Origin of the sequence: Dysgonomonas sp. UBA7630 (assembly GCF_002483985.1) — a bacterium.
Taxonomy (GTDB): Bacteria; Bacteroidota; Bacteroidia; order Bacteroidales; family Dysgonomonadaceae; genus Dysgonomonas.
The window spans coordinates 51,245-63,753 of record NZ_DLIY01000037.1; the positions used below are offsets into that span (position 1 = coordinate 51,245).

Consider the following 12,509-nt stretch of genomic DNA (forward strand, 5'->3'; position numbering starts at 1 on the left):
CTCTATTCTTCAATTTATACTAATGACTACAAACTTTACTTACATCTACCGTAAATCCATTATCATTTGAAGGCATAAATTTTCCTTTATTCTTAAGAAACACTATTAATTCATCAATATTCATATCTTCTGCAGAACAAGCATAAAACTTTTGATCTTTACCAAATTGTTCAATAATGGCCTCCTTTAAAGAAGACTCCGTGTAATTATTTCCTTCCATCATATGAAGTACTTCATGAGCATGCAATTGTTCCATAATTATCTTATTCTTAGTTTTCCACACAAAGATAAGGAGTAAACAATCAGAAAGAACGTAACATATGTTACACAGGTATTCCTCTTTACTTAAAAAATATTTTTATTTAGTTTTCTATTTTATTGTATCTTTATGTGTTCAAATCTAAAATCAAAAAAGTTCATGAGAAAAACCCTTAAAACCATTTGTTATTTTTTACTTGTAACCGCTACATTAGCCGGATGCGAGAACAAAATTCCACTAAAGGCTAATTACGAAGTTATCCCATTACCTCAAAGTATAACTTTGGCGGGAAATGAAAGTTTCACGTTAAATAGTAATACTCAGATTAGTTATTCGAAAGGCGATGAGATACAAAAGCAAACAGCCGAATTTCTGTCCGAGTACCTCAAATTGAGTACAGGTTTGAGCCTAAAAGTAACAGATAAAAAAGTATCTGAAAACTCGATTACACTCAAAGCTGATTATCAGGCAGAGAAGCCTGAATCATACAGTCTTATTGTAAACAGCAAACAGATAATCATTAACGGGAAAGACAATGCCGGAACATTTTACGGAGTACAAACATTAAGAAAATCGATCCCCGAAGATGCATCAAACAGTACAATTCTCTTTCCGGCTGTAGAAATAAAGGATTACCCACGTTTCGAATACCGAGGAATGATGCTTGACGTAGGTCGCCATATGTTTCCTGTAGAGTTTATAAAAAAATATATAGATATTTTAGCTCTGCACAACATGAACCGTTTTCACTGGCACCTTACTGATGATCAGGGATGGAGAATAGAGATAAAAAAATATCCCGAACTCACCAAGGTAGGGTCTCAACGTGCTCAGACTGTTATCGGAAGAAACTCTGCTAAGTATGACGGAAAACCTTATGGTGGTTATTATACACAAGAGCAAATAAAAGAGATAGTAGCGTATGCTCAGAAACGTTTTATAACCATTGTTCCGGAAATAGACCTTCCTGGCCATATGTTGGCTGCATTATCAGCCTATCCTAATCTTGGTTGTACAGGAGGCCCATATAAGGTGGGTGAATCTTGGGGTGTATTTGACGATGTGCTATGCGCCGGTAATGAAGAGATATACACTTTCCTAGAGAATGTATATTCTGAGCTTATAGAGCTATTCCCATCTAAACTTATACATGTAGGTGGTGATGAATGTCCTAAAGTGAGATGGAAGGAATGTCTTAAATGTCAGGCTAAAATTAAAGAATTAGGACTTAAAGGAGATACAAAACATACGAAAGAAGACATGCTACAAAGCTATGTAATATCTCGTATGGAGAAATTCTTGAATAGTAAAGGACGTGAAATCATCGGTTGGGACGAAATACTCGAAGGAGGATTAGCTCCGAATGCTAAAGTTATGTCGTGGAGAGGCATGGAAGGCGGTGCATCTGCTGCAAAAATGAAACACGAAGCAGTGATGACTCCTACATCTCATTTATATTTCGATTATTATCAGACAGATGACACAACGGGAGAACCTCTTGCTTTCGGAGGGTTTGTTTCTGTAAAGAAAGTATATAGCTTCGAACCTGTTCCTAGTGAACTTACAGCGGAAGAAAGCAAATATATAATAGGTACTCAGGCTAACTTATGGACAGAGTATGTAGTAGACTCTAAACAGGCAGAATATATGGTATTGCCTAGAGCTGCGGCATTAAGCGAAGTGCAATGGACAATGCCGGAAAAGAAAAACTATGAATTTTTCCTGCCTCGCCTTGGCAAATTGATGAACCTATATAAAAAGCTGGATTACAACTTTGCAACGCATGTAGTAGACATTAGTTCCGAGATTATTCAAGATGCAGACAAAGGTGTAGTAAATGTAAAACTTTTCACCTATGATAACGCTCCTATATACTATACTCTAGATGGTAGTACGCCATCGACTAAGAGTATAAAATATCAACACCCTATCGAGATTAGTTCAACAGCAACCATAAAGGCTATAGCATTCAGAGACAAGGAACAAAGCAAAGAATACAGCGAATCTTTTGAGTTCAATAAAGCCACATTCAAAAACATCAAACTGGAGAATGCCCCTCACAAAAATTATACTTACAACGGAGCAATCACGTTGGTAAATGGAAAAAGAGGCGGCACCTCTCATGCGAATGGAGAATGGCTCGGCTTTTATAATACAGACTTCGTTGCAACTATCGACATGAAAGAACCGACAGAAATNNAGTTACTACGGGGACTTTTGTTAGTCCGGGATCGTGGATTTTTGGAGCAACAGAGTATATTGTATCTCTTTCTGAAGATGGAGAATCTTTCAAACAAGTATTCGAAGAAAAATATCCAATAGTAGATAAAGAGAGCCCGAGTGATAGAGTGCAGGATTTGGTCGCTAAATTCCCAACACAGAAAGCTCGCTATGTAAAAATAACAGCAAAAGTTACCAAGTCAATCCCAGACTGGCATGTAGGGAAAGGAAGTCCCTCATTCGTATTTGTTGACGAGATAATCATTGAATAAGAAAATGTAATGAAAAACAAAGAAGCAATCTGATCAGATTGCTTCTTTGTTTTTTATATAGAATATATTTGTTTCAACAGTTATACACAACACTATATATTTTACTGCGAATATCTACCAAGTTACGCTCAATATCAATATCTCCGTAAGACATTAGTTTCATCGGAATGGCATTCCCATCATTATGATAAGCCGGTTGCTGATATTGTACATTCTCCCACAATCTGAACCCTAAACGCTGATAAAAGCCGATACGGCGCTCGGATAATATGGTTGCAGGAAGTTCTACTTCAAGAATTATAGGCCTAGATGTTTGCATAAACAATTCCATTACTTTACGTCCGTAACCTCCATTTCGGAAGTCGGGTGAAATAGCAAAGTGTTCTGCAAAAATAAATTTATCTAAGTCCCAATATGTGAGAAAACCAACTAATTTACCGTCTTCTATCGTTACAGATATAACAAATGGACTTTCACCTTTATGCAAATCGAGCATTTTCTCGAAAGGGCGTCGTTCGCTAAGAGGAAAAGATTCGATATAAAGATTTTCTATAAACGAAACCTCCGCATGATTTGATATATCTAATTCCTTAATCTCCATTTTCTTGTGTTATTTTTATTAATTCCCTTGGCTGGTTTTTACTTCTTTCAAGTAACCGTCCTCGCATTTTACGATACGTCCGGGATATTTTTGTACAACGGCATAATTATGCGTCGACATGACTACAGCCGTACCATTTCCTGCTATAGTATGAAGTAATTGAACAATCTGCCCCCCCATCTCAGGATCTAAGTTTCCGGTTGGTTCGTCAGCTAATATAACCTCCGGTGAGTTGAGTAAAGCACGAGCAATAACAATTCTTTGTTGTTCTCCACCCGAAAGTTCATGGGGCATTTTATAGCCTTTATTTTGCATACCAACCTGAGTCAGTACTTCATTAATCCGTAGACTTATTAAATCTTTGTTTTTCCATCCGGTAGCCCGCAATACAAATTCAAGATTCTTTTCTGCCGACCGGTCGATCAATAATTGAAAATCCTGAAAAACAATACCTACTTTTCTTCTCAAGTAAGGGATTTGTTTCTTTTTGATATTTTCCAACTCATAGTCCAAAACTTTTCCTGTACCTCTAACTAAAGGTATCTCATGATACATACTTTTGAGAAGAGTACTTTTTCCTGAACCAACCTTGCCAATCAGATACACAAAATCTCCTTCTCTGATAGTCAGATTAATATCACTTAATATTGTGTTGCCAGCTCGCTCGAGATCAACACCTTCGTATTTTACAATTATATCTTTTTCTGTATCCATAATTACTCTATTTCAACAGTTAAACAATTAGCAGATACTATTTGCTCACAGTCTACGTGTTTTATTTCTTATGCCTCTTTTGAAGCTCTCTAGCTAAATCTTCGATGCTCAATCCTTTGGATGTAAGCAAAACAATCAAGTGATAAAGCATATCGGCAGATTCATAAATCAGACGATCATCAGTACCATTACATGCTTCTATTACAGATTCTAAAGCCTCTTCTCCCACTTTCTGAGCCATGCGGTTTATTCCCGATTGAAAAAGAGATGTGGTATATGAGCCTTCCGGCATTTCTTTGTAACGTTTCTCTATAAAATGCTGTAGATATTTAAAGAAAAGAATATCTTCTTTATTGTCCTCTTCAAAGCAGGTATCAGCCCCTGTATGGCACACAGGACCAACAGGGTCTACCTTAATGAGTAGTGTATCGTGATCGCAATCGTCTTTTATACTAATCACATTAAGAAAGTTACCACTCTCCTCCCCTTTTGTCCACAGACGCTGTTTCGTACGGCTGAAAAATGTAACTTTCCCAGTCTCCTGAGTTTTATTCAGAGCCTCTTCATTCATGTAGCCCAACATTAGGACTTTGTTTGTTACATTGTCTTGTATAATTGCAGGGATAAGTCCGCCCACTTTATCGAAATCAAGTTTCATCTTACATTTATATTTTCTTTTTTCAAATACTCTTTCAAATCTTTTATCGCAATCTCCCCAAAGTGAAAAACACTAGCAGCAAGTGCTGCATCGGCTTTACCTTCGACAAAGACATCCCGAAAATGTTGCATATTTCCTGCGCCTCCGGATGCTATGATCGGGATATTTAATGTTTCGGATAACATGCGCAAAGCTTCATTCGCATAGCCGGTCTTCACTCCATCGTGATCCATACTAGTGAATAGGATCTCTCCTGCTCCTAAACTTTCAACTTCCTTTGCCCACGAGAAGAGTTCTTTATCTGTCTTGTTCCGTCCTCCACTTGTATAGCAAGACCATATTCCATCTTTGAGGCTGGCATCTATCGCACACACACACACCTGAGAACCAAAGTTTTTGGCGATCTCTTCTATTATTTTCGGATTTCTGATAGCCGTCGAATTTACCGAAATCTTATCAGCACCCGCATTCAAAAGTCTGTCTACGTCAGAAAGCTCATTGATACCGCCTCCTATAGTAAATGGGATATTAATATTTGCAGCAATACGCTTAACAAGGTCTATAAAAGTTTTACGCTCTTCGTGCGATGCTGTGATATCAAGAAAGACTAATTCATCGGCTCCTTGCTCACTATAACGTACTCCCAATTCGACAGGATCTCCGGCTTCTCTGAGATTGACAAAGTTCGTTCCTTTTACAGTTTTCCCATCTTTTACATCAAGACAAGGTATAATTCTTTTTGCTAACATGTATTCTTTTTATTTTATCTCCTACTCAATTCTTTTAGCGTAACTCTATTCTCATAAATAGCCTTCCCTAAAATAACAGCTGGCACTCCTGATTTTTCTAAATCAAGTATATCCTGAAAACAACTTACACCACCACTAGCAATGAGATACAAATTCGGAAAAACATTTAATATATCCTTATACAAATCAATCGATGGGCCTTGCAGCATACCATCTTTGCTAATATCGGTACAAACAACTTTCGATATACCTTTTTGGTTATAATCGCAGATAAAAGGAATTACCTCAACTGAGGTTGCTTCCTGCCAACCCGACACGGCAATCTTATGATCTTTACAATCGGCACCAAGTATAATCTTATCTACTCCATATCTGGTTATCCAAGAAGTAAAAAGCTCCTTATTTCTGACAGCAATGCTGCCTCCGGTAACCATTGATGCACCCGAATTAAAAGCAATTTCAATATCCTCATCACTTTGCACACCTCCTCCAAAATCAATGATAAGGGATGTGTTGGATGCAATTTTCTCCAATACTGATTGATTGACTATATGTTTTGCTTTAGCTCCATCAAGGTCTACCAAGTGTAAACGCCGAATACCGGCACCTTCAAACATTTTGGCAACCTCCAAGGGATCTTCATTATATACTTTTTTGGCTTCATAGTCTCCTTGCGAAAGTCGTACACACTTCCCATCAATTAGATCTATAGCCGGAATTATTTCTATCATTTATATCAGGTAAAAAACGGTATACTTAGAGGATATTTCCAATACTCTCCATTATTGGCTTTTACGGCAGCAATAATAATAAACACAATCTCAATTATTCCTAAAGCGATAAGCATAGGTATACCAATAAGTACGAGGCAAAGTATGATTGATATAACTATATAGATAAGCATACTCAACATAAAGTTGGCGATATTCTTACCATGCCTACTTACAGCCTCACTCTTATCCGCATTAACCAGCCACATCACAATTGGGATAACAAAACCCAATCCGGCAATAATGAACCCTGCAAACTGGGAAAGGTGCATCAACATCAAGTATGTGTTTTCTTCCATCCCGAGTGAATTTCTGGTTTGGCCACTAAAAGAGGAATTCAGGATTTTATCCTTTTCTCTTTGATATTCTTCTTCTGATATGGCTCCCTTCGATCTTAGATCTTCCAATATTCTCAAATCCTCATATTTATCCATAACAAAATGACGTTTTTTTAAAGTAAAACGATAATCCTGTAAAGATAATATAAAGTTGTAAGTTATAAGATAAGTGTTAGGCGTTTATTACACGTACTTTACCTGATATCATTTCCAATTCACCACGATCAACTAAAAAGCGAATGGTATCCAAGATGTCTTTTTGATTATATTCAGACAATGAACTGACAACATGATCCACAGAAAATAAATCACTCTTTATCAAACATTTTACAGCCTGAGCTATTTCATTAAACGTCTTATTATTTAGCCCCGAACCATTCTTAGCCAAGCATATATCACACTGCCCGCAATCATTTATTTTCTTTTCGCCAAAATAAGAGAGCAAAATACGACTTCGACATATTTCATTTTGTTCTGCATAATGACTAATCGCCTCTATGCGTTTCTCGAAGCGAAATCTACGATCTTCGTTCACTATTCGGGGAATATTAAGATACTTAACATCTATACGAGGTTGGGTATAAGCAATCAAAGGAGTTTTTTTATGAGGTATAAAATCAATAATATTTCTTTTATCTAGCACCTTGAGCATCTCATAAACTGCATTCCGCGACTTATCCATCCTTAAAGCAATCTCAGCCTCATTTATAGTTGCATAATTAGTAAAAAGTCCGGTATAAAGTCGCAATATTGTGTTTACCAATTGCTCATACTCCTTATCAAAATTATAATGGTATAAATCGTCTCGGTAAACAGTAAACATGAGCCTAGAACGATTATCTACTTCATCCGTATATTCAATATAACCGGCAAGATCAAGAATTTTTAAAGCATTATGTACAGGCAGTATTGGCAACTTATACACCGAACAGAATTGATGGATATTAAAATCATAAATCATACCTGTTCCATAACCTTCAGCTATTTGAAAAAAATAAGCTAAAGATTGATATACCTGAAAGATAAACTCCCTTTCAGGAAATTCATCTCTTATGCGCTTTTTGAGTTTAGCACTATCATTTCTATCGTACAATATAACCGCATAAGACTTTTCTCCATCACGCCCTCCACGTCCCGCTTCCTGAAAATATTCTTCGATAGAATTAGGTAGATCGGTATGTACTACCAAGCGGACATCGGGCTTATCTATTCCCATTCCAAAAGCATTTGTACAAACTATTATTCTGATCTCATTATTCTTCCATGCATTTTGCTTGCGTATTTTATCCGAAGCATTCAATCCGGCATGATAGAAATCGGATGAAAAACCATTTTTAATTAAGAAATCAGATATCTCTTTCGTCCGCTGCCTGCTACGCACATATACAATAGTAGACCCTCTTATTTTTTCGAGAATTCGAACTAACTCTTCTTGTTTTCCCTCTGTGCTACGAACGATATATGCCAAATTCTTACGCTCGAAACTTTTTCGGAATACATTTTTTCCCTTAAAGTGAAGCTGCTCTTGGATATCATCTATCACATCAGCGGTTGCAGTCGCAGTGAGAGCCAACACTGCCACTTCGGCTATATGCTGACGTATCTCTACGATGCGCAGATAAGACGGGCGGAAATCGTACCCCCATTGAGAGATACAATGCGATTCATCGACTACAAGTAAGCAGACATTCATATGTTGAAGCTTACTCAGGAAAAGTTGCGAGGCAAGCCTTTCAGGTGATACATATAGAAACTTATAATCACCAAATACAGCATTCTCGAGTGTAGTAATAATCTCCTGGCGAGTCATTCCCGAATATACAGCCAAGGCTTTAATTCCTCTTTCACGAAGATTATCCACCTGGTCTTTCATCAATGCAATAAGAGGGGTAACAACGATGCAAATACCCTCCATAGCCATTGCCGGAACCTGAAAAGTTAGAGATTTCCCTCCTCCTGTAGGCATAAGCCCCAATGTATCTTTCCCTTGGCTAACGGAATGGATAATATCTTCCTGTAATGGACGAAACTCATCGTAACCCCAATATTGCTTTAATATTTTGTTATATATATCCATTCTAAAAAACCTATTAATAAATATGCCAACATCCCAATTTGATTATAATATTGGCATATTGGCACATTAAATTCAGTTTATTCCTATATTAGTTTTTCATTGGACGAATCTCTAATTTTATATTAGTACCATCCAAGGATTTACCTATTTTTTCCTGATCAAATTCTGACATGTGATAAGGGTAAAGAACTTTCGGCTGTACTTTTTTAGCAGCATCAACAAACATGTCGTCATTCATTGTATAAGGAAGATTTTTGGGTAAGAAAGCGATATCTATCGTACCTTTCAACTTATCCATTTCAGGGATATTTTCGGTATCTCCTGCTACATATACTCTTTTATCTCCGAATGCTATAATGTATCCGTTTCCTCTACCTTTTGGATGATAGACTTCTCCATCCGGCTTTTTATTCACAATGTTATATGCAGGCACAGCATCTATATGCAGATTAGCCCAGTGAACATGATCACCATTATTGATTACATCACCATATTTAAGGATTTCATTACATACCTTAGATACAATAAAATGTGTATCAGCCCTTTTCACGGCAGCAATAGCTGTACTATCGAGATGATCTCCGTGCTCGTGAGTGAGCAGTATCAGATCGGCCTTAGGCAACTTCGAATAGTCTGCAACTTTTGAGTACGGATCTACATGTATTATTTTCCCTCCAAACTCGAACATAAGTGAGGCATGACCCACGAGAGTCACTTTCAAAGGCCCGGCACTGGTTTCATACACATCCGCTTTAATATATTCAGGTTGAGTATTCATACTTAATGAATCGGTTGATGCTACAGATGAATTTGCTGTAGATTTATTACCACAAGAAACGAATAAAACTGTAGTTAATACGAATATTGATAATAATGATTTCCTCATAAGCTTAATAATTTTGAAGTTAGCAAAATTGTCCGGTATCAATATCTTTCACATAAAGCTGAATATTAGTCTTGCCGTTATGCGTATTTTCTTCCAATGTATAACATATATCAAAAGGCTTACCACTTTTAACCTTATCTGAACTATCCTGTTGTCTGAAAGCAATTCCATTTACAGGTGTCGACATTGTATCGTCTATCATTTCAAGCTTGAGATGAACATTATCTTTTCCCACCAATTTGCTTGTACCATAATCCATTACATTGCACGTAACAAATATAGGATTCAGGTTTTCAGGACCAAAAGGAGCAAAAGCAGCTAAATCTTCAGTAAACTTCTGATTTATTTCCTTAAACGAGAGTTCAGCATCGACACGTATCTGAGGACGCATCATCTCGGGAGCAATCATTTCGAGAGATAGGGCTTCGAAACGGCTTTTGAATTCCTTTAAATTTTCTTCTTTCAATGATAATCCGGCAGCATAGGTATGTCCTCCAAAGTTTTCTAAAATATCTTTGCAGGCTTCAATCGCCTTGTAAACGTCAAAACCCATTACCGAACGGGCAGAACCTGTAATTAACCCTTGAGACTTGGTAAGAACAACAGCAGGTCGTAAATATTTTTCAGTCAAACGTGAAGCGACAATGCCGATAACACCCTTGTGCCATGTTTCATTGTAGATAACGATACTTTTCTTCTCTTTCATATCTACATTTTCATCGATAAACTGTATTGCTTCTTCTGTAATTCGTTTATCGAGCTCGCGGCGATCATCATTATAATGGTCTATATTCATACTTTTCTCACGAGCATCTTCGATCGTGCTCGACAAAAGTAAATCTACAGCCTCTTTTCCTTTCATCATACGACCCGAAGCATTGATGCGTGGTCCGATTTTGAAAATTATATCATTAACTGTAATATTCTTATATGTTAAACCGCAAATATCAATTATACCTTTAAGTCCTAAACTGGGATTGGAGTTTATCTGTTTCAATCCAAAATAGGTAAGTACCCTATTTTCTCCTGTAATAGGTACAATATCGGATGCCACACTTACAGCTACCAGATCTAGCAAATCTGTAATTTCTGAAAAATCTATTTTATTACTCTGAGCCAATGCCTGCACAAGCTTAAAGCCGACTCCGCATCCCGAAAGATGTTCGTAAGGATAGGTAGAGTCTAAACGTTTGGCATCTATTACAGCTACCGCATCGGGCAAGACATCATCGGGCATGTGGTGATCACCAATGATAAAATCGATCCCCTTGCTTTTAGCATAGTCTATCTTTTCATTTGCTTTTATGCCGCAGTCGAGCGCAATGATCAACTTAACGCCTGTTTCCTCTGCATAGTCTATACCTTGTTCGGATATCCCATAACCTTCATCGTAACGGTCGGGAATATAATAATCCAGATTGGTAGTAAACTTCCGAAGAAACTTGTACACAAGAGCAACCGCAGTTGTTCCGTCTACATCGTAATCTCCGTATATAAGTATACGTTGTTTTTGTCCCAGTGCCTTTTCTATTCTCTTTATAGCCTTATCCATATCAGGCAACAAGAAGGGGTCATGCAAGTCTCTCAAACTAGGATGAAAGAACTTACGGGCCTCTTCGGCAGAAGATATCCCTCTCTGAATCAAGAGTTGGCAAAGAACAGGGCTTATGCCTAATTTCTTAGCAAGCTCATCTCTCTGCTCTTTTTGCTGGGTTGTTAGGGCTTCGTAATTCCATTTGTAAATCATTATATATAGTTTTTCTTTCTTCTGTCTCAAGAGAGATAGGCTAGCATTTTTTTGTTAAATATGACAACAATATGCCCTTTTGCCAATCTCTTAGTACGGCTATTTATATCGAAAAGTAGCCTAGTACGAATTCGTAAAGATAATATATATAAGTGAAATCAGTATCGCCGATTTTACTTTTTATTTTTTATTATGATAGAATAATCTATGCACAAAACACAAATACAATCAGGCTATCGATCGATTTATATGTATAAAAAAAGTCTTACTATTTTTAGTAAGACTCTATATCATTCGGAGCATATATTACTTTACATTACTTGCTTTCAATCCTTTGATAACCGATGACGTAAACCCCGCATGCTCCATTTCATTAAGTCCCTTTATTGTTATACCTCCGGCAGTGGTTACCTTATCAATCTCGGCTTCGGGATGGGAGCCATTTGCCTCAAGCAGCTTCACTGCACCCAACAACGTCTGCATCACTATTTCTTTAGCCTGATTTGGATACAACCCCATCTCCACACCACCTTCCATCGCCGCTCTAATATAACGAAACGCATAGGCTATACCGCACGATGCCAAAGACGTTGCTGCAGGCAATAGCTTTTCATCGATTAATTCTGTTTTTCCTAATTCATTAAATATATCTACAATCTGTGTTATATCTTCTTTTTGAGCATTCAGAGTAGAAACAAAAGTCATACTTTGTTTTTCGGCAATCGCTGTGTTTGGCATCACCCGAAAGATGCTTTTCCCGACTACCGACCAACTCGCTAACTGCTCTAATGAAATACCGGAAGCAACAGACACCAATATCTGAGCTGGATTTTTCAATCTATCTTTGTTTTGTAACAATACTTCCTCTATAAGCCATGGTTTAACTGCAACAATTACAATATCGGCTGTATCTAATGAATCGTATTCACTGGCGACTACATTTAAGCGTTCTGCCGAGTCTTTCATCCGAGTTGCCGAAGCCGAAGTTTTCGTAATGACCGTTATATCCTGAGCTTTAAAAAGTAAGCCGGTAGACAATCCTCGAGCAATAGCTCCACCCATGTTTCCGCCGCCTATAATCGATATTTTCATATACTTATTTATTATAGTGTTTCTTTATATAGTCTTTATAATCTTCTTTCTAGTTATATATCTCACTTATGAAAATTATAGAACAAGTCAACCTTTATCAAGATTCTTTAGTGATAATTAATTCCT

The 12,509-nt window shown here is 37.2% G+C and carries 11 protein-coding genes and 1 pseudogene; 1 reads left to right on the top strand and 11 read right to left on the bottom strand.

The genetic code is table 11. The annotated features are described in order from the left end of the window. Window positions 1-19 precede the first annotated feature (19 nt). Window positions 20-256, bottom strand: coding sequence for a YecH family metal-binding protein (locus B3P17_RS14970; protein WP_252636516.1), 237 nt, complete (start codon window positions 254-256; stop codon window positions 20-22). A 162-nt stretch (window positions 257-418) separates the two neighbouring features. Here B3P17_RS14970 and B3P17_RS14975 point away from each other — a divergent pair. Beyond that, window positions 419-2,751: pseudogene (locus B3P17_RS14975) on the top strand (family 20 glycosylhydrolase). A 73-nt stretch (window positions 2,752-2,824) separates the two neighbouring features. Here the strand turns inward: B3P17_RS14975 and B3P17_RS14985 are convergent. The 10 genes from B3P17_RS14985 to proC form a co-directional block, all read right to left on the bottom strand. Then, window positions 2,825-3,352 (bottom strand): GNAT family N-acetyltransferase, encoded by a 528-nt coding sequence (locus B3P17_RS14985; protein WP_291106120.1) that lies wholly within the window; start codon window positions 3,350-3,352, stop codon window positions 2,825-2,827. Between the two features lie 18 nt (window positions 3,353-3,370). Continuing rightward, window positions 3,371-4,066, bottom strand: coding sequence for a cell division ATP-binding protein FtsE (locus B3P17_RS14990; protein ID WP_006842636.1), 696 nt, complete (start codon window positions 4,064-4,066; stop codon window positions 3,371-3,373). A gap of 61 nt (window positions 4,067-4,127) precedes the next feature. Continuing rightward, window positions 4,128-4,724 carry a bifunctional phosphoribosyl-AMP cyclohydrolase/phosphoribosyl-ATP diphosphatase HisIE gene (hisIE, locus tag B3P17_RS14995; protein WP_252636519.1) on the bottom strand — a complete coding sequence of 199 codons (597 nt, stop codon included), beginning with the start codon at window positions 4,722-4,724 and terminating at the stop codon, window positions 4,128-4,130. Further along, window positions 4,721-5,473: an imidazole glycerol phosphate synthase subunit HisF gene (hisF, locus tag B3P17_RS15000; RefSeq protein ID WP_252636520.1), complete on the bottom strand. Its 753-nt coding sequence runs from the start codon at window positions 5,471-5,473 to the stop codon at window positions 4,721-4,723. The genes hisIE and hisF overlap by 4 nt, the downstream gene beginning before the upstream one ends. Window positions 5,474-5,487: 14 nt before the next feature. Further along, the gene (gene hisA, locus B3P17_RS15005; protein ID WP_252636521.1) at window positions 5,488-6,204 is read right to left on the bottom strand and encodes a 1-(5-phosphoribosyl)-5-[(5-phosphoribosylamino)methylideneamino]imidazole-4-carboxamide isomerase; all 717 of its coding nucleotides are present in this window, start codon (window positions 6,202-6,204) and stop codon (window positions 5,488-5,490) included. Window positions 6,205-6,209: 5 nt separating this feature from the next. Then, window positions 6,210-6,677, bottom strand: coding sequence for a DUF4870 domain-containing protein (locus B3P17_RS15010; protein ID WP_252636522.1), 468 nt, complete (start codon window positions 6,675-6,677; stop codon window positions 6,210-6,212). Window positions 6,678-6,753: 76 nt separating this feature from the next. Beyond that, on the bottom strand, window positions 6,754-8,658 hold the full coding sequence (locus tag B3P17_RS15015) for a RecQ family ATP-dependent DNA helicase (RefSeq protein WP_252636523.1): 1,905 nt from the start codon (window positions 8,656-8,658) through the stop codon (window positions 6,754-6,756). A gap of 88 nt (window positions 8,659-8,746) precedes the next feature. Further along, a complete protein-coding gene (locus B3P17_RS15020) occupies window positions 8,747-9,544 on the bottom strand; it encodes an MBL fold metallo-hydrolase (protein ID WP_252636524.1) in 798 nt (265 codons plus the stop codon). Between the two features lie 19 nt (window positions 9,545-9,563). After that, the gene (gene recJ / locus B3P17_RS15025) at window positions 9,564-11,291 is read right to left on the bottom strand and encodes a single-stranded-DNA-specific exonuclease RecJ (RefSeq protein ID WP_252636525.1); all 1,728 of its coding nucleotides are present in this window, start codon (window positions 11,289-11,291) and stop codon (window positions 9,564-9,566) included. Between the two features lie 306 nt (window positions 11,292-11,597). After that, entirely contained in the window at window positions 11,598-12,383 is a 786-nt protein-coding gene (proC, locus tag B3P17_RS15030) for a pyrroline-5-carboxylate reductase (protein ID WP_252636526.1), read from the bottom strand. Window positions 12,384-12,509: the final 126 nt, after the last annotated feature.

What these genes read in the sequence shown, in the direction of transcription:
- B3P17_RS14970 (WP_252636516.1), bottom strand. Translation starts at nt 256, where the DNA reads ATGGAACAATTGCATGCTCATGAAGTACTTCATATGATGGAAGGAAAT.
- B3P17_RS14985 (WP_291106120.1), bottom strand. Translation starts at nt 3,352, where the DNA reads ATGGAGATTAAGGAATTAGATATATCAAATCATGCGGAGGTTTCGTTT.
- B3P17_RS14990 (WP_006842636.1), bottom strand. Translation starts at nt 4,066, where the DNA reads ATGGATACAGAAAAAGATATAATTGTAAAATACGAAGGTGTTGATCTC.
- hisIE (WP_252636519.1), bottom strand. Translation starts at nt 4,724, where the DNA reads ATGAAACTTGATTTCGATAAAGTGGGCGGACTTATCCCTGCAATTATA.
- hisF (WP_252636520.1), bottom strand. Translation starts at nt 5,473, where the DNA reads ATGTTAGCAAAAAGAATTATACCTTGTCTTGATGTAAAAGATGGGAAA.
- hisA (WP_252636521.1), bottom strand. Translation starts at nt 6,204, where the DNA reads ATGATAGAAATAATTCCGGCTATAGATCTAATTGATGGGAAGTGTGTA.
- B3P17_RS15010 (WP_252636522.1), bottom strand. Translation starts at nt 6,677, where the DNA reads ATGGATAAATATGAGGATTTGAGAATATTGGAAGATCTAAGATCGAAG.
- B3P17_RS15015 (WP_252636523.1), bottom strand. Translation starts at nt 8,658, where the DNA reads ATGGATATATATAACAAAATATTAAAGCAATATTGGGGTTACGATGAG.
- B3P17_RS15020 (WP_252636524.1), bottom strand. Translation starts at nt 9,544, where the DNA reads ATGAGGAAATCATTATTATCAATATTCGTATTAACTACAGTTTTATTC.
- recJ (WP_252636525.1), bottom strand. Translation starts at nt 11,291, where the DNA reads ATGATTTACAAATGGAATTACGAAGCCCTAACAACCCAGCAAAAAGAG.
- proC (WP_252636526.1), bottom strand. Translation starts at nt 12,383, where the DNA reads ATGAAAATATCGATTATAGGCGGCGGAAACATGGGTGGAGCTATTGCT.